A 22,204-nucleotide genomic window follows, 5' to 3' on the forward strand; every position below is an offset into this window, starting at 1 on the left:
GACCGTGGGGAATTCCCGGCGGGCGTCAGTTTCCGGAGCCTCCGGTGAGGATGCCGATGAGGCCGCTGCCGAGCAGCCAGAGTCCCACCGCCGAGACGGCGATCCAGATGACGACCTGACCGCGCGGATACTTGCGGGGTTTCTCGCCCTGACCGCCCTCGTCGGGGGCGGTCATGAGCGCACCATCATCACGATCGACACGATGATCACGGACAGGCCTCCGATTCCGGCGATGGCGGCGATCACGGGGCCGCCACCCGCGAGGAGCGCGGCGATGCCGAGCCCGAGGAACAGCATGCCGAGGACGATCCCGCCCACCTGGTAGACGCGGAACCGTCGACCGGTACCGGTGCCGTGTTCGCCGCTCACTCGTGCCCCTCCTCCGCCCAGGCTATCGAACCGTCGCGCACCCCCGTGCCACGCTTCGATCACGGCCGACCCTCGCGGTGCCGGCGCGGCGTACCGTTGATCCATGGCGCGCCCCGTACCCGACCCCGTCCGTCCCGGCCAGGAATCCGTGTGGGACTACCCCCGGCCGCCGCGCGTGGAGCACGTTCCGAAGCGCGTGCAGATCGACTTCGGCGGCGTCCGGATCGTCGACACCGACGACGTCGTGCGCGTGCTCGAGACGAGCCACCCGCCGGTGTACTACCTGCCGATCGCCGCGTTCGGCGACGCGCTGACCCCGGGGCAGGGCGCCTCGTTCTGCGAGTTCAAGGGCGGTGCGCGGTACTTCGACGTGCACGGCGGCGGTGTCGTCGCCGAACGTGCGGCGTGGAACTACCCGAACCCGATGCCCGGCTACGAGGTGCTCGCCGATCGGGTCGCCGTGTACGCGGCGCCCATGGACCGGTGCGTCGTCGCCGGCGAGACCGTCGCGCCGCAGCCGGGCGGCTTCTACGGCGGCTGGGTGACGCGCGATCTCGCGGGGCCGTTCAAGGGCGTCCTCGGCTCGATGGGGTGGTGACGGTGCCGCACCGCGCCTGCGCGCGCGCCTCAGTCCCCGACGAACGCCTCCGGGACGGCGGCGTGCAGCTCGGCCAGCCAGGCGCGGGCGTTGCCGTCCGACGGTGCGCGCCAGTCTCCGCGCGGTGACAGCGACCCGGCGGGCGACACCTTCGGTCCGTTCGGGATGGCGGTGCGCTTGAACTGCGCGAAGCCGAAGAAGCGCTGGAGGAAGACCTCCATCCACCGGGCGACGGTGATGAGGTCGTACGACGGTCGCGCGCCCTCGGGGTAGCCCGCGGGCCAGGATCCGGCATCCGGGTCTCCCCATGCCTTCGCGGCGAGGAACGCGATCTTCGACGGCCGGAAGCCGAAGCGCAGGACGTGGTACAGCGTGAAGTCGTGCAGGTTGTACGGGCCGATGCGGTCCTCGGTGGACTGCATCCTGCCGTCTTGCCCTGCCGGAACCAGCTCGGGGCTGATCTCGGTGTCGAGGACGGCCTGCAGCACCTCGATCGTCGCCGCGCTGAGCTCGCCCGACGAGATCACCCACCGGATGACGTGCTGGATCAGGGTCTTCGGCACTCCCGGGTTCACCGAGTAGTGGCTCATCTGATCGCCGACACCGTATGTCGACCAGCCCAGCGCGATCTCGGACAGATCGCCCGTGCCGATCACGATCCCGTTGTTCTGGTTCGCCAGGCGGAAGAGGTAGTCGGTGCGGAGCCCCGCCTGGACGTTCTCGAACGTGACGTCGTGCACGGGCTCGCCCGAGGCGAACGGGTGGTCCATCCGGGAGAGCATCTCGGATGCCGCCGGGCGGATGTCGATCTCCTGGATCGTCGCACCGACCGCTTCGGCCAGGGCGATCGCGTTGCGCTTGGTCTTCTCGCTCGTCGCGAACCCGGGCAGCGTGTACGCCAGGATGTCGCTGCGCGGGCGTCCCATCCGGTCCATCGCGCGGGCGATCACGAGGAGGGCGTGCGTCGAGTCGAGTCCGCCGCTCACACCGAGGACCGGTCGCGGTCCGCCGATCGCCTCGAGCCGCTGCACGAGCCCCGACACCTGGATGTTGAACGCTTCGTAGCAGTCCTGCGCCAGACGCGCCGGGTCGTCGGGGACGAAGGGGAACCGGTCGAGCGCGCGCCGCAGGCCCAGGTCGACGGCCGGGGGCGCGAGTTCGAACGGCACCGTGCGGAACGGCGTCCCGGCCGTGCGGCGGTTGTCCTCGAACGTGCCCTGGCGCAGGCGGTCCTGGCGCAGGCGGTCGAGGTCGACGTCGGCGACGCTGCGGCGCGGACCGTCGGGGAACCGTTCGGTCGTGGCGAGGAGCTGACCGCCCTCGTAGATCATCGTCTGGCCGTCCCACGACACGTCGTTGGTCGACTCGCCCTGTCCCGCGGCGGCGTAGACGTAGGCCGCGAGACAGCGGAGCGACTGCGACTGGCACAGGAGGCTGCGGTCGTCGGCGCGTCCGATGGTGATGGGGCTGCCCGAGAGGTTCGCGAGCACCGTGGCGCCGGCCAAGGCCGCGGGGGAGGAGGGAGGGATCGGCACCCACACGTCCTCGCAGACCTCGGTGTGCAGCGTCAGCCCGGGCACGTCGACGGCGTCGAACAGCAGGTCGGCGCCGAACGGCACGGTCTCGCCGGCCACGGTGATGTGCTGACCGGCGGTGTCGTCGCCGCGGGCGTACCAGCGCTGTTCGTAGAACTCGCGGTAGGTCGGCAGGTACGACTTCGGCGCGACGCCCAGGATGCGCCCCCGGTGTACGACGACGGCGCAGTTGTACAGGCGGTTCCCGTGGCGCAGCGGCGCCCCGACGAGCAGCACGGGCAGGAGATCGACGGATGCCGCGACCACGCGCGCGACGGCGGCCTCCACGGCATCCAGCAGGGGGTCCTGCATCACGAGATCGTCGATCGCGTATCCCGACAGGCACAGCTCGGGGAAGACGGCGACCGCGACCCCCTCGGCGTCGCACTCGCGCGCCGCGACCAGCACCGCTTCGGCGTTGGTCGCGGGGTCGGCCACGGCGACGGGGATCGTGCACGCCGCCACGCGCGCGAAGCCGTGCCGGTAGACGTTCTCGAACGGCAGCTCGGTGATCACCGCTCCAGTCTGTCAGGTGGCGTCGACACTGCGGGGGACGGCTGTGGGACGCGGAGTCCTGTGGACGAGCGACCGGCGATGTCGGCGGCCCCGGTTAGCGTTGACCATCATGCGGTACATCGAGCAAGACGCCCGGATCGTCTGGAGCGCCAGCGACCTCAAAGCGGCAGCCGAGTGCGAGTTCGCCTGGCTGCGGGCGATCGACGCGAAGATCGGCCGCATCGAGGCCGTGCCCGATCCCGAGGATGCCACGCTCGAGCGCGCCGCAGCCCTCGGTACCGCGCATGAGCTGCGCGTGCTCGACGACTACCGCCGCGATCTCGGTGCGGCCGTCCGCGAGATCCCCGCCGCCCGATCCTCGGACGCCGCGGCGCTCGCCGAGGCCGTTCGCCTCACCGACGAGGCGCTGGCTGACCCGACCGCCGAGGTCGTCTACCAGGCGGCCTTCGCGACCGATGAGTTCGTCGGTTTCGCCGACTTCCTCGTGCGCGAGCCCGACAGGGGCGACGGCGGCCCGCGGCCGTGGATCGTGCAGGACACCAAGCTCGCACGCCGTGCCCGCGTCACGGCCCTCATGCAGCTCGCGGCCTACGTCGACCAGCTCGACCGCCTCGGCGTCGCGCGTTCCGACGAGGTCCAGCTGCTGCTCGGCGACGGCGGCACCAGCACCCATCGCGTCGACGATCTGCTGCCGGTGTTCGCCCTCCGGCGTGCGCGCCTGCGCGCCCTCATCGCCGATCGCCGGGTCGGGCTCGGCGTCGCCGGACCCGTGATCCCGTGGGGCGACCCGCGCGGCGAGCTCGCCGTCCTCGCGTGCGGTCGCTGCCCGACCTGCGAGATCGAGGTCGTCGCCCACCGCGACCTGCTCCTGGTGGCCGGCATGCGCCCCGTCCAGCGCGACCGTCTGCGGGCCGGAGGGATCGACACGATCGACGCTCTGGCATCCTCGCCCGTCGCCCCCGCGGGCATGAGCGCCGACACCTTCGCGTCGCTCCGGACGCAGGCCCGCCTGCAGCTCGAGAGCCCGGCCGGAGACGGGGCGGCGGGCGATCACGTCGTGCCGACGTTCGAAGTCGTCGAACCCCGCGCCCTGGGTGTGCTCCCGCGCCCCGACCACGGCGATCTGTTCTTCGACTTCGAGGGCGACCCGCTGTACACCGAGGGCGAGCGGGAGCAGTGGGGCATCGACTACCTGTTCGGCTGGGTCGACACGCGCGAGCGCTATGGAGCCCTGTGGGCACACTCGTTCGACGAGGAACGCGCCGCATTGGAGCGCTTCCTCGATCTGGTGGCCGTGCGCCGTGAGCAGTTCCCCGACATGCACATCTACCACTACGCACCGTACGAGCCGACGCACCTGCTGACGATGGCGGCGCGGTACGGCGTGCGCGAGGCCGACGTCGATCGGCTGCTGCGCGACGGCGTCTTCGTCGACCTGTACCCCGTGGTGCGCCGCGCTCTGCGGGTGGGGTCGCGGTCCTACTCGATCAAGAAGCTCGAGCCGTTGTACATGGGCGACGAGGTGCGCACCAGCGACGTCCAGCGCGGAGACGACTCGATCGTGAAGTACGTCGAGGCCCGTGCGCTCGCCGCTGACGGCGAGGTCGAGGCCGCTCAGCGGGTGCTCGACGACCTGGCCGACTACAACCGGTACGACTGCGTCTCCACCCGGCGTCTGCGCGACTGGCTCGTCGACCGCGCGCGCGAGGGCGGGGCGATGCCCGCCCGCGGTGCCGAGCCCGACGAGCAGGCCTACGAGCCGTCCCCCCGTGCGACCGCGCTGCAGCGCTGGGCGGTCGACGCCGACGAGCCCGACGCGACGGCCCTGCGTCTCGCGGCGGCCGCGATCGACTACTACCCGCGCGAAGAGAAGACGTACTGGGCGACGCACTTCCTGCGTCTGCGCGAGCCGGTCTCGATCTGGGAGGACACGCGCGACGTCATCGTCGTCGACGCGGCACGCTCGCGGGTGGTCGCCGACTGGCACATCGCGGAGTCGGGCCGCGGCGCCGAGCGGCGTCTCGTCGAGGTGCGGGGCGAGGTCGCTCCCGGCAGTCGGTTGTCGGTGGATGCCGAGCCCTTCGCCGTCTACGACCTGCCGGCGCCGTTCCCCCTCGACGTCCGTCCCCGCTGGATCCACGGTGCGCGTCGCGTGACGGTGCGCGACGCGCTCGATGACGGTGCCGTGATCGAAGAGATCGCGGTCGACGGGGTCACGTGGGACACGCTCCCGCTCGCTTTGACGCCGCCGGCGCCACCGCGTGCCGGCAACCAGCAGAAGGCGATCGACGCGTGGGCCGACGCGTTGCTGGCCGCGGCTCCCGCCCTTCCCGACGGCCCGGCGGCCGACATCCTCCGGCGGCGCCCGCCGCGCACCCGCTCCGGTGCGCTGGTTCCGGTGACCTCGATCGACGGGGGCGCCGGAGACGACGAGGTGGCCGCGATCGCCCGCAGCGTCGCCGACCTCGACCGCAGCTATCTCGCGGTGCAGGGCCCCCCGGGCACGGGCAAGACCTACGTCGGTTCGCACGTCATCGCTCGATTGGTGGCGGAGCGGGGCTACCGCGTCGGAGTCGTGGCGCAGTCGCACGCGACGGTCGAGCACATGCTCGACCGCGTCATCGCCGCTGGCGTCCCCGCGGGGCGGGTCGGCAAGGCTCCGAAAGACCCGGGTGCCGACCATTCGTTCACCGTGCTGCCGAAGAACGGCGTTCCGGCCTTCGCGGCCGAGAACGCCGCTCACGGGTACGTGGTCGGCGGGACGGCGTGGGACTTCAGCCACGAGGGGCGGATTCCGCGCGGAAGCCTCGACCTCCTCGTGATCGACGAGGCCGGGCAGTTCTCGCTGGCATCCACGATCGCGGTGTCCCTCTCCTCTCCGCGCCTGCTCCTGCTCGGCGATCCGCAGCAGTTGCCGCAGGTCAGCCAGGGAACCCACCCCGAGCCGGTCGACACGTCGGCGCTGGGGTGGGTGATCGACGGTGCCGAGGTGGTCCCGCCCGAGTTCGGTTACTTCCTCGCCCGGACGCGCCGCATGCACCCGGCGGTCGCGGGCCCGGTGTCGCGGCTCTCGTACGAGGGGCGCCTCGCCGCCCATCCGTCGACGGCGCTGCGATCGCTGGGTGGAGTCGAGCCCGGGCTCCGGGCCGTTCCGGTCCGGCACCACGGCAACACGACGTCCTCGCCCGAGGAGGCTGCGGCCGTGGTCGCGCTGGTGGCCGACCTCGTCGGTCGCGAGTGGACGGGTGCCGAGGGCGGCGTCGGCGACGCCGCCGTGATCCACCCACCGCGTCCGCTCCACGCCGACGACATCATCGTGATCACGCCGTACAACGCGCAGCAGGTCGCGGTGGAGGAAGCCCTCGCCGCGGCGGGGTTCGCCGATGTCCCGGTCGGGACGGTCGACCGTTTCCAGGGCAAGGAGGCGGTGGTCGCGATCCTCACGCTCGCGGCATCATCCGGGCGCGAGGCCCCGCGAGGCCTGGAGTTCCTGCTCCTGCGCAACCGCATCAATGTCGCGATCTCGCGGGCCATGCAGGCGGCGTTCGTCCTGTTCTCTCCCGCGCTGCTCGACGACCTGCCCCGCACTCCCGAAGGCGTCGCACGTCTCAGCGCTTTCGCGCGACTGGTCGGTGCCGACGCCTGAGAGCCCGGCGAAGACTCGGCCTCAGGCGGTGCCGTACAGGCGGTCGCCCGCGTCGCCGAGCCCGGGCACGATGTAGCCCTTCTCGTTCAGACGCTCGTCGAGGGCACCGAGCACGAGGGTGACGTCGTGTCCCTCGACCTGCTTCTCGATCGCGGCGACGCCCTCCGGCGCGCCGAGCAGGCAGATCGCGGTCACATCCTGCGCGCCGCGGTTGAAGAGGAAGGTGATCGCCGCGCCGAGCGAGCCGCCGGTCGCGAGCATCGGGTCGAGCACGAAGCACTGGCGGTCGCTGAGGTCGTCGGGCAGCCGCTCGGCGTACGTGGTCGGCTGGAAGGTCTCCTCGTCGCGGACCATGCCGAGGAATCCGACCTCGGCGGTGGGGAGGAGCTTCACCATCCCCTCCAGCATGCCGAGACCCGCGCGCAGGATCGGCACGACGATCGGTCGCGGCTCGCTGATCTTCACGCCCTGGGTGGTCGTCACCGGGGTCTGGATCTCGATGGGGTCCACCCGCACGTTGCGGGTGGCCTCGTACGCGAGCAGCGTCACCAGTTCCTCGGTGAGCTGACGGAAGACCGGCGACGACGTCTGCCGGTCGCGCAGCACCGTGAGCTTGTGGGTGATGAGGGGGTGGTCGGCGACGTGGACACGCATAGGCTCAAGGCTAGCCGCTCGACCCCGAGACTCCGCCCCCGTCTTTTCGGAGCACCGTGACCCCCACCGCCGCCGACCTCGCCGCGATGCGCCGCGCGCTCGTGCTCGCCGGCGACGCGTCCGCGCACGAGGACGTGCCCGTCGGGGCGGTCGTTCTCGGTCCGACCGGCGAGGTCATCGGCGAGGGCCGCAACCTCCGCGAGATCACGAACGACCCGACGGCGCACGCTGAGGTCGTCGCCCTGCGCGAAGCCGCCGCGTACCTCGGCACATGGCACCTCGCCGGGTGCACGCTCGTGGTCACCCTCGAACCGTGCGTCATGTGCGCGGGGGCGATCCTGCAGGCGCGTGTGCCGCGCGTGGTGTTCGGATCATGGGATGCCAAGGCGGGTGCCGCGGGCTCTCTCTACGACGTTCTGCGCGATCGGCGTCTGCCGCACCGCGTCGAGGTGGTCGGCGGGGTCGCCGAGGCGGAGGCATCCGCCCTGCTGCGGGACTTCTTCGAGAGCCGTCGCGACTGACCCGGGTCAGCGGGGGAGGAGCGGCAGCAGCTCGGCGCCGACCTCGTCCGCGTGGTCGATGTCGCGCAGGTCGAGGAGTTGGAAGTACACCCGCTCGGCGCCGAGATCCCGCAGCCGCTCGACCTTCGCCGCGATCTCCTCGGGGCGCCCGATGAGATTGGCGCCGTTGTCGAACTGCGCGCGCGTCTGGCCGATCGCGGCCGCACGACGTTCGATCGCGGCGTCGTCGGCGCCGACGATCGTGGGAAGCGCGACCGAGAACTTCAACGTCGCGGGGTCGCGACCGATGTCCTCGCACGCCGCGCGCACGACGGCGAACTTCTCGGCGACGACATGCTCCGGGACGAACCCGATGTTGAACTCGGTCGCGAAGCGCGCGGCGAGGGCGGGCGTCCGCTTCGGGCCACCGCCGCCGACGATGACCGGCAGCGGCGACTGGACGGGTTTCGGCAGCGCCGGTGCGGCATCCAGGCGGTAGTTCGCGCCCTCGAACGAGAACGTCTCACCCGCCGGCGTCGACCACAGTCCGGTGACGATCGCGAGTTGCTCCTCGAGCAGGTCGAACCGCTTCGGCGGGAACGGGATGCCGTAGGCGGCGTGCTCCGCCTCGAACCAGCCCGTGCCGAGACCGAGTTCCGCGCGGCCGCCCGACATCGCGTCGACCTGCGCGACCTGGATCGCGAGGATGCCGGGGACGCGATAGGTCACCGACGAGACCAGCGTGCCGAGACGGATGCGCGAGGTCTCGCGGGCCAGGCCCGCGAGCGTCGTCCAGGCGTCGGTGGGTCCGGGGAGCGCGTCGCCGTCGCCCATCCGCAGGTAGTGGTCGGAACGGAAGAAGCCGTCCAGACCGTGTTCCTCGGCCGATCGCGCGAACGCGAGCTGGTCGTCGTACGAGAATCCCTGCTGGGGCTCGGTGAAGAGGCAGTACTCCATGGCGTACCCCTCAGTCGGCCGAACGCAGGATGATCGCCTCGGTGGGCGGGGCCGGATCGGCGGGGCGACCGACGTAGCCGATCACCGTCAGCAGCGCCTGGCGGAACTGCGCGGGTCGTTCGAGGTGCGGGGCGTGCCCGGCGCCCTCCACGGCGATCTCGGTGACCTCGCCCCCCGCGGCGGCGTAGGCCTCCAGAACGTCGCGCGTCTGCGACACCATGGGCTGTGCGGGGGCGAGCTCTTCACCCGGCCAGCCCGGCACGATGCCGAGCGCGCCGAGGTGGTTGAAGTCGTAGAACGAGGCGTCGGAGACGATGGCGTCGGCCGTCCCGTGGATCCACAGGATCGGGGGCTTGTCGGCGAGGTCGACGATCCCGGAGACGTCGAAGTGCTTCGGCGCCATGGTGTTGAGCACGCCCAGGTTCCCGGCGGCGAACCCCGGCCAGTTCGGCGAGGCGACGGAATCCCCGGGGTAGTTCCCGCCGGCAGTGGAGGTCGTCAGCATCGACTCGACCCAGACGTCCTCGTGCTCGCTCGTGTAGCCGGGGGCGACGTAGCCGGACCGGAAGACCGAGCGCGGAGAGGTGGGGGCCTCGTCGGTCGTGTCGTGGTCGATGAGGCGCTGCACGAAGTCGGGGTTCGCGCCGCCGGCCCCGGCTCCGGCGTCGTCGTCGGTGAGGCGCGACCCGTCGCGGCGTGTTCCGCCGAATCCGTAGGGCGAGACCGGCGCCTGCAGGGTCAGCGAGAGGACGGGGTGGTCGAGGGCGTACTGCAGGACGACGCCGCCGCCCATCGACCAGCCCACGAGGTGTGCGGTGGGGATGCCGAGGGCCTCGAGAGTCGCGTGGAGGTCGTCGCTGAAGTCGCGTACGCCGCGGGTCGCGTCGATCGGGGCGTGCTCGGTGCCGCCGAAGCCGCGGAGGTCGACCGCGAGGACCCGCAGGTCGCTCGGGAGGTCCTGCATGATCTCCTGCCAGAACAGCGACGACGAGACGTTGCCGTGGACGAAGACCACGGTCTGCTCGGGTCCGGTGGCGGGGTCGTCGGCCGCGCGTTGGAGCACGTTGACGCTCAGCCGACCGGTTTCGATCAGGCGCGAGGTGATGCCGTCGAAGAGAGTCATGGGGGTCCTCCGTGTCACTCGCATCCGCTCCGGTACGGACGCGCTCCGACTCTAACGCGCGCCCCTATCGGCCGCACTCAGGGTTCGTAGACTTGCCTGCATGACGGATGCCACCCCCTCCCTGCCCCCGCTCGCGTTCCTCGGCGCCGGTTCCATGGGGGGCGCGATCCTGCGGGGGCTCGTCGCCGCCGGCCTCACCGGCGGGGGAGTGACCGCCACCAACCGCTCGGCGGCCAAGGCGGCTGAACTCGCCGAGCTCGAGGGCGTCACCAGCGTCGCGCTGGAGACCGCGCCGGACGCCAACGTCGCGGCCGCGGCATCCGCCGATGTCGTCCTCATCGGCGTCAAGCCCGCCATGGTGCCCGACCTGCTCGACGAGATCGCGCCGCACCTGCGCCCGGGCGCGGTGGTGGTGAGTCTCGCGGCCGGCGTGACCCTGGCGACGTTCGCGAAGCACCTGGGCGAGGGCGTCGCGACGCTGCGCTCGATGCCGAACACCCCTTCCCTCGTCGGCAAGGGCGTCACGGGGCTCGCGGCCGGGGCCGCCGCGACCGCGGACGACGTCGCGCTCGTGCGCGCGCTCTTCGAAACGGTCGGTCAGGTCGTCGAGGTTCCGGAGTCCCGGATCGACGCACTCTCCACCATCTCGGGCTCGGGCCCCGCGTACGTCTTCCTCCTCATCGAGGAGTTCACGAAGGCCGCCGTCCGCATGGGCTTCGACGTCGACGCCGCGCGCCTGCTGGCGGAACAGACGTTCATCGGGGCGACGGCGCTCCTGGCATCCGCGGACGTCGACCCGGCCGAACTCCGTCGCCGCGTCACGAGCCCGAAGGGCACGACCGAGCGTGCGGTCGCGGTGCTGCAGGCCGCCCGCCTCGACGACACGTTCACCGCGGCGGCCGAAGCCGCCCTCGCCCGCGCGAAGGAACTCGCCGCCGGGGCCTGACATGCGGCTGCGGTTCGAGGGGCCGATCTGGTACTGGCGCGGACCCGCGCCGTACCACTTCGTCACCGTGCCGCCCGCTGAGGCCGCGGCCATCGCCGAGGTGGCTCCGGTCGTCACCTACGGCTGGGGCATGATCCCGGCGGCCGTCACGATCGGCGCGACGCGGGTGACCACGGCCCTCTGGCCGAAGGAAGGCGCCTACGTCGTGCCGATCAAGAAGGCGCTCCAGGATGCCGAGCACCTCGGCGTCGACGACGTCGTCACGGTCGAGCTGGAGATCGAGGTCTGACGGCATCCCTCGCGCTCCTCCCCGCGATAAACGCGATCGGCGGCGAGAAACGTGCTGTGCAGCCGTGTCTCGTCGTGGATCGCGTTTATCGGCTGAGAGTGGATGCCGAGCGGCCGGGGGACGCGCAACGGACCCGGGGGCGGCGCGGGCATCAGCGATCCAGCGCCGCGAACCGTTCGATGTCGCTGTTCGTGCCCGACACGATGATGAGGTCGTGGTTGGTGACCACGGTGTTCGCCTCCGCGTAGCGGAACGGGCGGCCCGGGCTCTTCACCCCGACCACGGTGACGTTGTACTTCGTGCGCACGCCCGACTCGTTCAGGCCGACCCCCCGCACCAGCTTCGGCGGGTACATCTTGGCGAGCACGAAGTCGTCGTCGAAGCGGATGAAGTCGAGCATGCGTCCGCTCACCAGGTGCGCGACGCGCTCGCCGGCCTCGGCCTCGGGGTAGATGACGTGGTTCGCGCCGACGCGGGCGAGGATCTTCCCGTGCGACTGCGACACCGCCTTCGCCCAGATCTGCGGCACCTTCAGGTCGACGAGGTTCGCGGTGATGAGGACGGATGCCTCGATGAGCGAGCCGACCGCCACGACCGCGACCTGGAAGTCCTGCGCGCCGATCTGGCGCAGGGCGTCGATGTTGCGGGCGTCGGCCTGCACCGCGTGGGTCACGCGCTCGGACCACTTCTGGACGAGGTCGAGGTTGCCGTCGACGGCGAGCACTTCGCGGTCGAGTCGGTCCAGCTCGCCGGCGCACGCCGCGCCGAAACGCCCGAGGCCGATGACGAGGACGGGCGCGTCGCTGCGGATCCGTTCAACCAACGATCGGCCTTTCGACGGGCAGCGCGTAGAGCTGCGAACGGGAGGACGCCGCGACGGCCGCGGCGAGTGTCACAGTACCAATGCGCCCCATGAACATCGTGAGAGCCAGCACGTAGACGGCGGGGTCGGGCAGCTCGGCGGTGAGCCCCGTGGACAGACCCACCGTGGCGAAACCCGAGATGACGTCGAACAGCACGTGCTCGATCGGTGCGTCGGTGATCCGGCTGATGGTCACGGTCGACAGCGCGACGATCGTGGCGCCCCACGCCACCACGGAGAGCGCCACACGCTGCACGTCGCTCGGGATGCGGCGGCCGAACGCCTGCACCGAGGGACGACCCTTCGCCTCGGACCACACGGCGAGAGCGAGGACCGCCAGGGTCGTGACCTTGATTCCGCCGGCGGTGGATGCCGAGCCCCCGCCGACGAACATGAGCATCGACCCGACGACGAGCGTGGCGCCGTTGAGGTCACCGATGTTCACGACCGAGAACCCGCCCGATCGCGTCATCGCCGACAGGAAGAACGCCTGGAACGTGGTGTCCCACGCGTCCATGCTCCCGAAGGTCAGGGGGTTGTCGTATTCCAGCAGCAGAATGACGCCGGCGCCGGCGAAGAACAGGACGACGGTCGTGATGATCGTCAGCTTGGCGTGCAGCGACCACAGCCGGAACCGCCACCAGTGCCGCCACAGCGTGAAGATCACGGGGAACCCGATCGAGCCGAGGAACACGCCGATCATGAGCACCGTCAGCAAGTAGTAGTCCTGGGCGAACGGCAGCAACCCGTCGGCGTTGGGGACGAACCCGGTGTTCGTGAATGACATCGCCGCGTAGTACGGCGCCTCCCAGAGGGCCACCACCGGGTCGATCCCGCCGATGATCAGCGACGGGTAGATCAGCACCGCGAGCGCCGCCTCGATCACCAGGGTCGACAGGGCAACGGTGCGCAGCAGCTGGCCGACTTCGCCCAGTCGGATCGTCTGGCCCTCGTTGACGGGGCCGCCGTGCGCGCGGAGCGGGTTGCTGTCGCCCGCGGCGATGAGCTTGGCCCGCAGGCCCAGGCGCTTGGAGATCACGAGACCGAGGATCGAGGCGAGGGTCAGGACCCCGAGGGCGCCGACGTTCACACCGACGTACGTGATCACCCGGCCCAGCGGCGACCAGTCGCTGTACATGTTCACCGTCGACAGGCCCGTCACGCAGATCGTCGACACCGCAGTGAAGAGCGCGTCCGCGAGGGGCGTGCGCTGGCCGTTCGCGGCGGCCGCCGGGAGGGAGAAGAGGGCGGTGAACAGCAGGATGAGGATCACGAACACCAGGACCGCGAACCGGGCGGGGGATGCCGTCGTCAGATCGCGCATGGCGTCCCATGCCCGGAACGCGATGCGGCGTACGCGCACCGACATACGCGCCTCGTCGGGAGTCGCGGCCATGCGTGACTCCCTTCGCCGACGAACCCGAATCATGGTACTCGGGCGGGCTCGCGGCTAACCTAATGCCATGGCGGACATCTTCGACGTGATCGCTGACGGCACGCGTCGCGACATCCTTCAGCTGCTCCTGGACCGTGCGACCGGCGGTGAGCGGGGCACGAGCGTCTCGCAGATCGTGCACGCGCTCGGAGTCAGCCAGCCCACCGTCTCCAAGCACCTGAAGGTCCTGAGGGAGGCGGAACTGGTCTCGGTGCGGGAAGAGGGGCAGCACCGCTACTACAGCCTCGCCGTCGCCCCGCTCGACCAGGTCGACGACTGGCTCGTGCCCTTCTTCTCGGTGGACGTCGACAACGAGCCGGCACTGCCCGAATCCGCCGTCCACGCGGCCGAGGTCGTCGGACGCGCGGCCGCTTCGGTGAAGCACTCGGTCACGTCGGCATTCCGCAAACTCCCCGGCCGCTGAGCGGCCCTCCAGCCCGGTGAACACCGCTCTCTCATCTCACTTTCGTCACAGAAGCCCCACAGGTTTACACGCGTCGCGGGCAGACCCTAGAGTGTGTCCACATCAATGGGTGGCGGACACCCGCGGCGAAGGGTGATCGATGGCAGAGCTGCCCGACGTGCGTTTCCTGACGGTCGCCGAGGTCGCCGAGCTGATGCGGGTCTCGAAGATGACCGTCTACCGTCTCGTGCACGCGGGCGAGCTGCCCGCCGTGCGGTTCGGTCGCAGCTATCGGGTGCCCGAATCGGCCGTCGCCGAGGCCGTGCAGCGGCCGGTGTCCGACGTCGGCTAGACTGGTCCGAGGCCTTTTTCCAACGCCTGCCCGTTCCCGGGAGCCGACATCGGCACCCAGACCCCGACTTAGTGAGGTTTTCCGTGGGTTCTGTCATCAAGAAGCGCCGTAAGCGCATGGCGAAGAAGAAGCACCGCAAGCTGCTTCGCAAGACTCGTCACCAGCGTCGCAACAAGAAGTAACGCGACCACCACACCGAGCGCCTGTCATCCGACGGGCGCTTCGTGTATGCGGCCCCCGATCACCGACGCCCTCTCGAGGAGCACACATGCAGTCCATCTCGGTCCACGACCTGCACGCCGGACGCGATCGTCCGCTGATCGACGTGCGCGAGGTCGACGAGTTCGCCGGAGGACACGTCCCCGGCGCCGTCAACCTGCCGATGTCGACGATCGGCGAGAACCTGGACCAGCTGCCCGAGGGGGCGTTCGACGTGATCTGCCAGGCCGGCGGTCGCTCGGCGCGCGTCGTCGAGGCGCTCACGGCCCGCGGTCACGACGCGACCAACGTCGAGGGTGGCACCGGCGAGTGGATCGCCTCGGGCTACGACGTCGAGTCCTGACGCCCCGACGCGCCCTCCTAGGATGGGTGAGGTGACGACCCTCACGCTCATCGGCAAGCCCGACTGCCATCTCTGCGACGTCGCCGAGCAGATCGTCGATGCCGTCGTCGCCGAGCTTCCGGCCGAGGTCGCCGACCGCCTCGTCATCGAGCAGGCGTCGATCGCCGAGGACACCGGCCTGTACGAGCGGTGGTGGGAGAAGATCCCGGTCGTCCTGATCGACGGCGAACTGCACGCGCACTGGCGCGTCTCCGCCGATCGCCTCCGCGCCGCACTTCTCGCGGCCGACCCCGAAGGAGCCTCCGCGTGAGCATCCGTCACATCGTCCTGTGGAAGCTCGCGGCGGACGACGCCGACACCCGCGCGCTGCACGCCGAGCAGATCGCCGAGCGGCTGCTCTCGCTCCGCGGCCGGATCCCCGAGATCGAGCACCTCGAAGTGGGGCGCAACGTCGCCTACCCGCAGACCAACTGGGATGTGGCGCTCGTCAGCGAGTTCGCCGACGTGGAGGCCCTCGAGCGGTACCAGGTGCACCCGGCGCATCAGGAGGTCGCGGCGTTCGTCCGCTCGGTCGTCACCGATCGGGCCGGAATCGACTTCCCCGCCTGACCCGCTCCACCCGCCTCGGCCACCGACGCCATCCGCGGCGTTGTCACGCGGGAGCCGCGGCTCAGCCGAGCGGCCGCACCGTCACGGCGGACGTGGCCAGGGCGATGCGCACCGGCGCCTGCGGGGCGACGCGGTCCTCGACCGAGTGCTCGATCTGGACCACGCTGCCGTCCTGCGCGCGCACCTGCGTGAGACGCATATTGCCCAGGAACGTGGTCTCCTGCACCACGGCGTCGACGCCGGGTTCCGTCGGGCCGACCAGCACGACCTGATCGGGGCGCACGATCACCTCGCAATGCCCGTCGGGACCGGCCTCCGCGAGGGGGACGTCCTGGCCCCAGACGTCGACCGTGACGTCCTCGACGATCCCGGGCACGGTGCTGACCGGACCGAGCACCGCGGCGACGGCCGGATCGCCCATGTGCCGGAACAGGTCCTCGGGGCTCCCCGAGGCGGCGATCCGCCCCCGCACCATGATGGCGATGCGATCGGCGACGGCCGCGGCCTCGCTGGTCTCCCGGGTCACCCAGACCGCGGTGATCCGCCGATCGCGCAGGTGCTCGACGAGCCGATCGCGCAGGACCGCGCGCTCGTAGTTCTGGAGTCCGTCGAGAGGATCGTCGAGCAGGAGGATGCGCGCTTCCGACGCCAGAGCCCGCGCGAGGAGGACTCGGCGGCGATCGCCCCGGGCCAGGCGATGGGTTGCGGCATCCGGGTCCGACAGCCCCAGGAGCCCGCACAGCTCGCGTGCGCGTGCGTCGGGATCGGGGTGGCCGGCGCGGCGGGAGACGGTGGCCACGGCCTCACCGACCCGGCCGAATCGCGGCACCGCCGTGTGGGCGAAGACCGCCGCCGTGGACAGACCGTCGGCGATGCTCACGGTTCCCGTGTCCGCGCGTTCCAGCCCGGCGATCACGCGGAGGGCCGTCGTCGCACCACACCCCGACGGTCCGACGATCGCGACGATCTCCCCGACGGCGACCGTGAGATCGAACCCGTCGAGCACACGCTCCCCGGCGCGGGTACGGCCGACGGCGGCGACCCGGACGCTCCACCCCGCGCTCGACCGGCCGTCCGCAGGGACGGTCACCGCGACGCTGCCTTCGACCATGACGACACGCTAGAGGTCACGGATGACCTCGCCCGGCCCGGTGAGTGAACCTCGGGGGTCGGGCGGGGGAACTCAGGGAGCCAGGCGCGTGGGGCCGCGGAAGAGGTAGGTGACCTCGCGGATCGACGACTCGCCGAGGAGCAGCATCAGCACGCGCGCGAGGCCCATGCCGAAGCCGCCGTGGGGCGGAGCGCCGAAGCGGAAGAAGTCCAGATAGAAGTCGAGGTGAGCGGGGTCGAGCCCCTTCTCCTTCGCCTGCTCGACCAGGACGTCGACGCGGTGCTCGCGCTGCGCGCCGGTGGTGATCTCGACGCCGTTGAACAGCAGATCGTACGACTTCGTGAGCCCGGTCTCGGGGTCGCGCATGTGGTAGAACGCGCGGATCTCGGGGTGGTAATCGGTCACGAAGACGAACTGGTGGCCGAACGCCTCGCGCACGTGCGCGGCGATCTGGCGCTCTCCCTCGGGGTCGAGGTCGCCGTCGGTGCGGGGGATGTCGTAGCCGCGGGCCGCGACGATCTCGCGGGCCTCCGCGAGCGGGATGCGGGGGAAGGGCACCGCGGGCACCTGCACCTCGACGCCGAACAGCTCCTGGATCTCGTCGCCGTGCTTGTCCTTGACCGCCTGGAACGCGGTCTGCAGAAGTTCCTCCTGCATGCGGGCGACGTCTTCGTGCGAGTCGATCCAGCTGATCTCGGCGTCGATCGAGGTGAACTCGGTCGCGTGGCGGCTGGTGAAGGAGGGGTCGGCGCGGAACGCGGGGGCGATCTCGAAGATCTTGCCGAACCCGGCGACCTGCGCCATCTGCTTGAAGAACTGCGGGCTCTGCGCGAGGTAGGCGGTCTTGTCCTCGAAGTAGGGCACCTCGAACAGCTCGGCGTTGGACTCCGAGGGGGATGCCATGAGCTTGGGGGAGTGCACCTCGATGTAGTCGCGCTCGACCCAGTAGGTGCGCATGGCGTGCTCGAGGGTGGTCTGCACGCGGAAGATGAGGTTGTTGCGACGCTGGCGGAGGTCGAGGAAGCGCCAGTCCATGCGCTTGTCCAGACCGCTGTCGGCGGCGATCGGGGTCTCGGGGTTCGCCGCCGCGGCGATCTCGAGCTCGCCGATCTTGATCTCTACGCCGCCGAGCTTGACGCGCTCGTCGTGCTTGAGCTCACCGCGGACGGTGAGGAAAGTGCCGTTGGCCAGGCCGCCGATCGTCTCGGTGAGGGCCAGGGCCGCGGCATCCTGGTCGCCCGCCTCTTCGGAGGGGCGCGTCGCGGGGTTCACCAGCTGTACGGCACCGGTCTCGTCGCGCAGGACGACGAACTGGACCTTCTTCTGATCGCGGACGGTCTCGACCCACCCCGACACCGAGACGGGGCCGGCGGGAAGGGACTTCAACTGCTGTACGAGGACGCGTTCGCTCACGAGGAACCAGTCTACGTGCGGGGCGGGCGCCGCCCGCGCGTCAGCGTCCGGCGCCGGCGCTGAGCCCCGCCTTGACGTGCCGCTGCGCGGCGAGGATCACCACGAGTGCCGGAACGCTGGCGATGAGGGATGCCGCCATGGTCGCGGCCCAGGTGTTCAGGTTCGAGTTCGCCAGGGCCAGGATCAGCACCGACATGGGGTACATCTCGTTGCGGTTGACGAGCGTCAGCCCGAACAGCAGATCGCCCCAGCTGAACAGGAACGCGAAGACCCCGGCCGTGACGATCGCGTTGCGCGAGAGCGGGACGACGATGCGCCACAGCGTGCCGATCGGCCCGAGTCCGTCGACCGTCGCCGCCTCGATGACCTCGGGGTCCAGGCGCAGCATGAACGCCCGCATCACGATCACCGCGAAGGGGACTCCCGCGGTCGCGTTCGCCAGGATCAGTCCGATGAACGTGTTCAGCAGCCCCCACGAGTTGAACATCGCGTAGAACGAGGTGGCGAGGACGACGCTGGGGATCATCTGGGCCAGCAGCAGGAGGATGAGCGCGATGCTCACCGCGCGCGAGCGGAGCCGGCTGAGGGCGTACGCGGCGGGGACGGCCACGAGGAGCGTCACGAGCACCGATCCGAGCGATACCAGGATCGAGACGCGCAAGCCGCCGATGCCGGCGTCGTCGAGCGCTTGCTCGAAGCCCCCGAGCCCGGGGGAGACGGGGAACCAGGCGGTGTCCGCGGAGTTGGCGGACGGCTGCAGCGAGGCCGAGATCATCCAGTAGACGGGGAAGAGGTACACCGCGAGCACGACGACCGTCACCATCGTCCAGGTCCAGCCGCGGCGGCGGCGGCGTTCGGCGATCGGCGCGATCACCGGTTCGGCGGTCACGGTCGCCGAGGCGGCGGGCAGGGTCGCGGTCATTCGTCACGCTCCTGACGCATCGACATCACGGTGTACACGATCGCGAACAGGATGCTGATTCCCAGCAGCAGCATTCCGTAGGCGCCGCCGAGTCCGAATTGGAACTGTTGGAAGGCCTGGCGGTACGACAGCAAGCCCAGGGTCACGGTGCTGTTGGCGGGGCCGCCGGCGGTGAGCACCAGCACGAGGTCGACGATGAGGAGCGTGTAGACGACGCTCATCACGACGAGCACCGAGATCACCGGCCAGATCGTCGGGATCACGATCGAGACGAGGCGGCGCCAGGCCCCGGCGCCGTCGAGCTGTGCGGCTTCGAGCTGTTCCGCGGGAACCTGCTTGAGGGCTGCGCCGAGGATCGTGGCCCAGTACGGCAGGCTCGCCCAGACCGCGACGACGATGACGGCGGGAAGGGCGGTCGCGGGATTGGCGAGCCACGCCTCGACGGGGAGGCCGATCGCCCCGAGGACGTCGTTGATGGGGCCGTCGCCGGCGAGGAGCGACTTCCAGACGGTGGCCACGACGACCGCGGGGAGCAGCCACGGCAGGAGGATCAGGGTCGGGAGCCAGCGGCTGCCGGGGAACCGTTTGGCGAAGAGGAGCGCGAGGAGGAGCCCGAGCACGAGCTCGACGACGACCGAGACGACGGTGATCGTGACCGTGTTCGCGAGGGCGCGGAAGGTGATCGGCTCGGAGAGGATCGCCTCGAAGTTCGCCGTCCCGACGAAGGGTGCCCGGCCCGTGATGAAGGTCCCCGTGGTGAAGTTCGTCGTGCTCATGTACACGCCGTACCCGAGGGGGAAGAGGAAGAAGACGACGAAGAACACGATGGCCGGGGTCAGGAAGCCCCACAGCTCGCCGCGTTGGCGCGCCGCCAGAGAACGCCGGAACCGGCCGGGGGTGCGTGCCCCCGGCCGGCCGGTCGTCGTCAGCGTGTCCGCCGTCACTTGCCGCTGGCCTGCTCCAGCGCGGCCTGTGCCGTCTGCCCACCGACCGTCGCACCCTGGATGGCGTCGACGTACTGCTGCTGCAACGTGTTCCACTCGGTGCCCAGCTGAGCGGAGTTGTACGCACCGTCGACGGCGTCGACGAACGGGGCCGCGGCGGGCACCTTCTCGACGAAGGCCGCCTGCGCGCTCTTCAGCGCGGGGATGTACCCGCCCTGGACCGCGGTGTCGACCTGGTTCTCCTCCGAGGCGCGGCACTTGATGAGGGCGGCGGCGGCCGCTTCCTTCTTGGCATCCGCGTTCGCGGCGGCGCCGTAGGCGTACCCGAGCAGGTTCACCTTGGGCGACTCGCCCGACGTCGCGGTCGGGAAGGGGAACGTGCCCCATTCGAACGGGATCGAGGTGTCGACGAGGTTCCACGGGCCCGACACCGTCAGCGCGGCCTTCTGGGAGGTCCACTGGTCGATCGACTCCCAGCCCCAGTTGACGAACTCGGGCGAGAGCGAACCGTTGTCGACGAGCTTCTTGTAGAGGTCGACCGCCTCGACGGCGCCGGTGCCGGTCGGGTCGGCGGGGTCGCCCCCGGCCGAGAGGAGGAAGGGCAGGAAGTACACGGGCGTCGATCCGTCGCCGCCGATGCCGGGGAGCACGATGCCCTTCTGGTCGGCGGTCGTGAGAGACGCGGCGAGCTTCACGAGGTCGTCGAAGGTCTTCGGCGCGGTCTCGGACACCCCGGCGGCGGCGAACGCGGCCTTGTTGTAGAAGATCGCGTAGTCCTCGACCTGCACGGGCAGACCGTAGAGCGTGCCGTCGTAGCGGCCGAGGTCGGCGGCGCTGTCGGCGAGTCCGTCCGTGGTGACGTCGTACTGGCTGAGGTCGGCGAGCACACCCTGCGAGGCGAGCTGCGGCAGCTGGGTGTCGGTGGACAGCAGCGCCACGTCGGGAAGCGCCTTGGCGCCCGCGGCCTGCAGGAGCTTGGTGGTGTAGTCGCCCGACTGGGTCTGGACGTCGACGGTGATGCCGAGGTCGGCGGCGCAGGACTCGAAGTACTGCTTCTGCAGACCCTGGTAGGGCTCGAAGTCGATGTTGTTCCACACGGTCAGGCTGACGCCGTCGAACCCGTCGGTCTGGGCGGGGGCCGCCTGGCCGCCGGCGCAGGCGGTGAGGGCGAGGGCGGCGGTGAGGCCGACCGCGGGGAGTGCGACGCGTCGGAGCCGCTGAGCTGTGGATGCCATGGGGTGTGTCCGTTCCCGACGGCGCCGACGGCGCCGATCGACATGTGCTGTGAGGACACGGGTCGGGGCCGCCCGTGTCATCCCTCACTCTGGGGTCTCCTCGTGACGAACAGGGAACGAACGCGTCACGCGGTGTAACACCGCGCCGTGTCGCGGCGCCCCACCGGGCAGGGTGAGTGCATGGCATCCCCTTCTTCTTCCGCCGTCCGCCGTGTCCTCGTGGACACCGACACCGGACTGGACGACGCGCACTCCCTGATGTACCTGCTGGCCCAGCCCGACGTCGAGATCGAGGCCATCACGACGATCTACGGCAACACCCCCGTGGAGGACTCGGCCCGCAACGTCCGGACGGTCCTGCGGCTCGCCGGCCGCGAGGACATCCCGGTGCACCTGGGCGAGGCGGCGCCGATCGAGGGCGAGGCCTCCATCGCGGACTTCGTGCACGGCACCGACGGTCTCGGTGACCGGTTCGACCGCGCGGAGCTGCGCGTGGAGGACGAGGGAGCGGTGGATGCCATCCTGCGCATCGCCGCGCAGCACCCGGGCGAGGTGGACCTGCACCCGCTCGGACCGCTCACCAACATCGCCCGTGCGCTCGAGCGCGACCCCGACCTGTTCCTGAAGTTCCGGTCGGTGGTCATCATGGGCGGGGCGGGGCCGTACCCGGCGCCGGGCGGCGCGACGCTGACGGATGCCAACACCGCCAACGACCGCCGCGCCGCCGAGATCGTCTTCGGCGCGCGCAACAGCGGCAACGTCGTCATGGTCGGCGTGAACGTCACCGCCACCGCGATCCTCGACGAGCACGTGCTCGCCGTGCTGCGCGGAGCAGGGACCCCGTGGGCGACGTTCGCGGGCGAGGTGCTCGACGCGTACAACGACTTCTACCAGTACAAGTGGGGCCGCCGGATCTCGTCCGCCCACGACGGCCTGGCGACCGTCATCCTCCACCGGCCCGAGATCGTCACCGGCTGGATCGAGGGGCCCGTGGACTACACGCCGTACGCGGACTCCCTCGCGACCCGCATCGCGCTCACGCACGACGGCCTGCCGCTGGTGTGGGGGACGCCCGAGGGCCCGACGATCCGCGCGGTCACGTCGTTCGACAAGACCGAGTTCCTCCGCCGGTTCGTGCAGGCTCTGTCCACGGGACCGGCGCCGCGGGACTGACCGCGGCGCCC

Annotated in this window: 25 protein-coding genes; 12 read left to right on the forward strand and 13 right to left on the reverse strand. The window is 70.8% G+C overall.

Annotated features, from left to right (window positions below):
• Positions 1–25 precede the first annotated feature (25 nt).
• Together BW982_RS18345 and BW982_RS16605 are read right to left on the reverse strand one after the other, a co-directional pair.
• Positions 26–175, reverse strand: coding sequence for a hypothetical protein (locus tag BW982_RS18345; RefSeq protein WP_175611137.1), 150 nt, complete (start codon positions 173–175; stop codon positions 26–28).
• Positions 172–369, reverse strand: coding sequence for a hypothetical protein (locus BW982_RS16605; RefSeq protein ID WP_076495223.1), 198 nt, complete (start codon positions 367–369; stop codon positions 172–174). The genes BW982_RS18345 and BW982_RS16605 overlap by 4 nt, the downstream gene beginning before the upstream one ends.
• Before the next feature lie 103 nt (positions 370–472).
• Here BW982_RS16605 and BW982_RS16610 point away from each other — a divergent pair, with 103 nt between their 5' ends.
• The gene (locus tag BW982_RS16610; RefSeq protein ID WP_076495225.1) at positions 473–967 is read left to right on the forward strand and encodes a DUF427 domain-containing protein; all 495 of its coding nucleotides are present in this window, start codon (positions 473–475) and stop codon (positions 965–967) included.
• A gap of 29 nt (positions 968–996) precedes the next feature.
• On the opposite strand, the gene BW982_RS16615 is transcribed toward BW982_RS16610, so the two are convergent.
• A complete protein-coding gene (locus BW982_RS16615; protein ID WP_076495227.1) occupies positions 997–3,057 on the reverse strand; it encodes an NAD(+) synthase in 2,061 nt (686 codons plus the stop codon).
• Between the two features lie 109 nt (positions 3,058–3,166).
• Between BW982_RS16615 and BW982_RS16620 the strand changes: the two genes are divergently transcribed.
• A complete protein-coding gene (locus tag BW982_RS16620; protein WP_076495363.1) occupies positions 3,167–6,703 on the forward strand; it encodes a TM0106 family RecB-like putative nuclease in 3,537 nt (1,178 codons plus the stop codon).
• A 21-nt stretch (positions 6,704–6,724) separates the two neighbouring features.
• Here BW982_RS16620 and upp read toward each other — a convergent pair whose 3' ends face one another.
• Positions 6,725–7,357, reverse strand: a complete 633-nt coding sequence (gene upp, locus BW982_RS16625; RefSeq protein ID WP_076495229.1) for a uracil phosphoribosyltransferase — start codon at positions 7,355–7,357, stop codon at positions 6,725–6,727.
• Between the two features lie 86 nt (positions 7,358–7,443).
• Between upp and tadA the strand changes: the two genes are divergently transcribed.
• Entirely contained in the window at positions 7,444–7,878 is a 435-nt protein-coding gene (gene tadA / locus BW982_RS16630; RefSeq protein ID WP_076495360.1) for a tRNA adenosine(34) deaminase TadA, read from the forward strand.
• A 6-nt stretch (positions 7,879–7,884) separates the two neighbouring features.
• On the opposite strand, the gene BW982_RS16635 is transcribed toward tadA, so the two are convergent.
• Together BW982_RS16635 and BW982_RS16640 are read right to left on the reverse strand one after the other, a co-directional pair.
• Positions 7,885–8,814, reverse strand: a complete 930-nt coding sequence (locus tag BW982_RS16635) for an LLM class F420-dependent oxidoreductase (protein ID WP_076495231.1) — start codon at positions 8,812–8,814, stop codon at positions 7,885–7,887.
• Positions 8,815–8,824: 10 nt separating this feature from the next.
• The gene (locus BW982_RS16640) at positions 8,825–9,937 is read right to left on the reverse strand and encodes an alpha/beta hydrolase (RefSeq protein ID WP_076495233.1); all 1,113 of its coding nucleotides are present in this window, start codon (positions 9,935–9,937) and stop codon (positions 8,825–8,827) included.
• Positions 9,938–10,037: 100 nt separating this feature from the next.
• On the opposite strand from BW982_RS16640, the gene proC reads away from it, so the two are divergent.
• Both proC and BW982_RS16650 read left to right on the forward strand, forming a co-directional pair.
• Positions 10,038–10,883, forward strand: coding sequence for a pyrroline-5-carboxylate reductase (gene proC, locus BW982_RS16645; RefSeq protein ID WP_076495235.1), 846 nt, complete (start codon positions 10,038–10,040; stop codon positions 10,881–10,883).
• Position 10,884: 1 nt separating this feature from the next.
• Positions 10,885–11,172: a DUF1905 domain-containing protein gene (locus tag BW982_RS16650; RefSeq protein ID WP_076495237.1), complete on the forward strand. Its 288-nt coding sequence runs from the start codon at positions 10,885–10,887 to the stop codon at positions 11,170–11,172.
• 151 nt (positions 11,173–11,323) lie between these two features.
• On the opposite strand, the gene BW982_RS16655 is transcribed toward BW982_RS16650, so the two are convergent.
• Together BW982_RS16655 and BW982_RS16660 are read right to left on the reverse strand one after the other, a co-directional pair.
• On the reverse strand, positions 11,324–11,995 hold the full coding sequence (locus BW982_RS16655; RefSeq protein ID WP_022877902.1) for a potassium channel family protein: 672 nt from the start codon (positions 11,993–11,995) through the stop codon (positions 11,324–11,326).
• Complete coding sequence (locus BW982_RS16660) at positions 11,988–13,430, reverse strand: TrkH family potassium uptake protein (protein WP_139327523.1); 1,443 nt, start codon at positions 13,428–13,430, stop codon at positions 11,988–11,990. Before BW982_RS16660 ends, BW982_RS16655 begins: the two co-directional genes overlap by 8 nt.
• A gap of 67 nt (positions 13,431–13,497) precedes the next feature.
• On the opposite strand from BW982_RS16660, the gene BW982_RS16665 reads away from it, so the two are divergent.
• The 6 genes from BW982_RS16665 to BW982_RS16690 all read left to right on the forward strand — a co-directional run bounded on the left by BW982_RS16665 (position 13,498) and on the right by BW982_RS16690 (position 15,395).
• On the forward strand, positions 13,498–13,893 hold the full coding sequence (locus tag BW982_RS16665) for an ArsR/SmtB family transcription factor (protein WP_076495239.1): 396 nt from the start codon (positions 13,498–13,500) through the stop codon (positions 13,891–13,893).
• A 139-nt stretch (positions 13,894–14,032) separates the two neighbouring features.
• A complete protein-coding gene (locus BW982_RS16670) occupies positions 14,033–14,224 on the forward strand; it encodes a helix-turn-helix domain-containing protein (RefSeq protein ID WP_056224003.1) in 192 nt (63 codons plus the stop codon).
• A gap of 83 nt (positions 14,225–14,307) precedes the next feature.
• Positions 14,308–14,406, forward strand: coding sequence for a 30S ribosomal protein bS22 (locus BW982_RS16675; RefSeq protein ID WP_003792170.1), 99 nt, complete (start codon positions 14,308–14,310; stop codon positions 14,404–14,406).
• Between the two features lie 86 nt (positions 14,407–14,492).
• Complete coding sequence (locus tag BW982_RS16680) at positions 14,493–14,786, forward strand: rhodanese-like domain-containing protein (RefSeq protein ID WP_076495241.1); 294 nt, start codon at positions 14,493–14,495, stop codon at positions 14,784–14,786.
• Positions 14,787–14,817: 31 nt separating this feature from the next.
• Positions 14,818–15,096, forward strand: coding sequence for a glutaredoxin family protein (locus BW982_RS16685; protein ID WP_083696778.1), 279 nt, complete (start codon positions 14,818–14,820; stop codon positions 15,094–15,096).
• A complete protein-coding gene (locus BW982_RS16690; protein ID WP_076495245.1) occupies positions 15,093–15,395 on the forward strand; it encodes a Dabb family protein in 303 nt (100 codons plus the stop codon). The genes BW982_RS16685 and BW982_RS16690 overlap by 4 nt, the downstream gene beginning before the upstream one ends.
• 61 nt (positions 15,396–15,456) lie before the next feature.
• On the opposite strand, the gene BW982_RS16695 is transcribed toward BW982_RS16690, so the two are convergent.
• The 5 genes from BW982_RS16695 to BW982_RS16715 form a co-directional block, all read right to left on the reverse strand.
• Positions 15,457–16,506: an ATP-binding cassette domain-containing protein gene (locus tag BW982_RS16695; protein WP_076495248.1), complete on the reverse strand. Its 1,050-nt coding sequence runs from the start codon at positions 16,504–16,506 to the stop codon at positions 15,457–15,459.
• A gap of 72 nt (positions 16,507–16,578) precedes the next feature.
• Complete coding sequence (gene aspS / locus BW982_RS16700; protein ID WP_076495250.1) at positions 16,579–17,919, reverse strand: aspartate--tRNA(Asn) ligase; 1,341 nt, start codon at positions 17,917–17,919, stop codon at positions 16,579–16,581.
• A 40-nt stretch (positions 17,920–17,959) separates the two neighbouring features.
• Positions 17,960–18,841 carry a carbohydrate ABC transporter permease gene (locus tag BW982_RS16705; RefSeq protein ID WP_076495252.1) on the reverse strand — a complete coding sequence of 294 codons (882 nt, stop codon included), beginning with the start codon at positions 18,839–18,841 and terminating at the stop codon, positions 17,960–17,962.
• Positions 18,838–19,785, reverse strand: coding sequence for a carbohydrate ABC transporter permease (locus BW982_RS16710; RefSeq protein ID WP_083696779.1), 948 nt, complete (start codon positions 19,783–19,785; stop codon positions 18,838–18,840). The genes BW982_RS16705 and BW982_RS16710 overlap by 4 nt, the downstream gene beginning before the upstream one ends.
• On the reverse strand, positions 19,782–21,020 hold the full coding sequence (locus tag BW982_RS16715) for a sugar ABC transporter substrate-binding protein (protein WP_076495254.1): 1,239 nt from the start codon (positions 21,018–21,020) through the stop codon (positions 19,782–19,784). The genes BW982_RS16710 and BW982_RS16715 overlap by 4 nt, the downstream gene beginning before the upstream one ends.
• A 180-nt stretch (positions 21,021–21,200) precedes the next feature.
• Here BW982_RS16715 and BW982_RS16720 point away from each other — a divergent pair, with 180 nt between their 5' ends.
• Positions 21,201–22,193, forward strand: a complete 993-nt coding sequence (locus tag BW982_RS16720; RefSeq protein WP_139327524.1) for a nucleoside hydrolase — start codon at positions 21,201–21,203, stop codon at positions 22,191–22,193.
• Positions 22,194–22,204: the final 11 nt, after the last annotated feature.

It is taken from the genome of Microbacterium sp. RURRCA19A (assembly GCF_900156455.1).
In the GTDB taxonomy this organism is placed as follows: domain Bacteria; phylum Actinomycetota; class Actinomycetes; order Actinomycetales; family Microbacteriaceae; genus Microbacterium.

Bases quoted from the DNA above. Each gene is read 5' to 3' on its own strand.
- BW982_RS18345 (WP_175611137.1), bottom strand. From the start codon at position 175: ATGACCGCCCCCGACGAGGGCGGTCAGGGCGAGAAACCCCGCAAGTAT.
- BW982_RS16610 (WP_076495225.1), top strand. From the start codon at position 473: ATGGCGCGCCCCGTACCCGACCCCGTCCGTCCCGGCCAGGAATCCGTG.
- BW982_RS16620 (WP_076495363.1), top strand. From the start codon at position 3,167: ATGCGGTACATCGAGCAAGACGCCCGGATCGTCTGGAGCGCCAGCGAC.
- upp (WP_076495229.1), bottom strand. From the start codon at position 7,357: ATGCGTGTCCACGTCGCCGACCACCCCCTCATCACCCACAAGCTCACG.
- tadA (WP_076495360.1), top strand. From the start codon at position 7,444: ATGCGCCGCGCGCTCGTGCTCGCCGGCGACGCGTCCGCGCACGAGGAC.
- BW982_RS16635 (WP_076495231.1), bottom strand. From the start codon at position 8,814: ATGGAGTACTGCCTCTTCACCGAGCCCCAGCAGGGATTCTCGTACGAC.
- BW982_RS16640 (WP_076495233.1), bottom strand. From the start codon at position 9,937: ATGACTCTCTTCGACGGCATCACCTCGCGCCTGATCGAAACCGGTCGG.
- proC (WP_076495235.1), top strand. From the start codon at position 10,038: ATGACGGATGCCACCCCCTCCCTGCCCCCGCTCGCGTTCCTCGGCGCC.
- BW982_RS16650 (WP_076495237.1), top strand. From the start codon at position 10,885: ATGCGGCTGCGGTTCGAGGGGCCGATCTGGTACTGGCGCGGACCCGCG.
- BW982_RS16660 (WP_139327523.1), bottom strand. From the start codon at position 13,430: ATGGCCGCGACTCCCGACGAGGCGCGTATGTCGGTGCGCGTACGCCGC.
- BW982_RS16665 (WP_076495239.1), top strand. From the start codon at position 13,498: ATGGCGGACATCTTCGACGTGATCGCTGACGGCACGCGTCGCGACATC.
- BW982_RS16670 (WP_056224003.1), top strand. From the start codon at position 14,033: ATGGCAGAGCTGCCCGACGTGCGTTTCCTGACGGTCGCCGAGGTCGCC.
- BW982_RS16680 (WP_076495241.1), top strand. From the start codon at position 14,493: ATGCAGTCCATCTCGGTCCACGACCTGCACGCCGGACGCGATCGTCCG.
- BW982_RS16695 (WP_076495248.1), bottom strand. From the start codon at position 16,506: ATGGTCGAAGGCAGCGTCGCGGTGACCGTCCCTGCGGACGGCCGGTCG.
- BW982_RS16705 (WP_076495252.1), bottom strand. From the start codon at position 18,841: ATGACCGCGACCCTGCCCGCCGCCTCGGCGACCGTGACCGCCGAACCG.
- BW982_RS16715 (WP_076495254.1), bottom strand. From the start codon at position 21,020: ATGGCATCCACAGCTCAGCGGCTCCGACGCGTCGCACTCCCCGCGGTC.
- BW982_RS16720 (WP_139327524.1), top strand. From the start codon at position 21,201: ATGGCATCCCCTTCTTCTTCCGCCGTCCGCCGTGTCCTCGTGGACACC.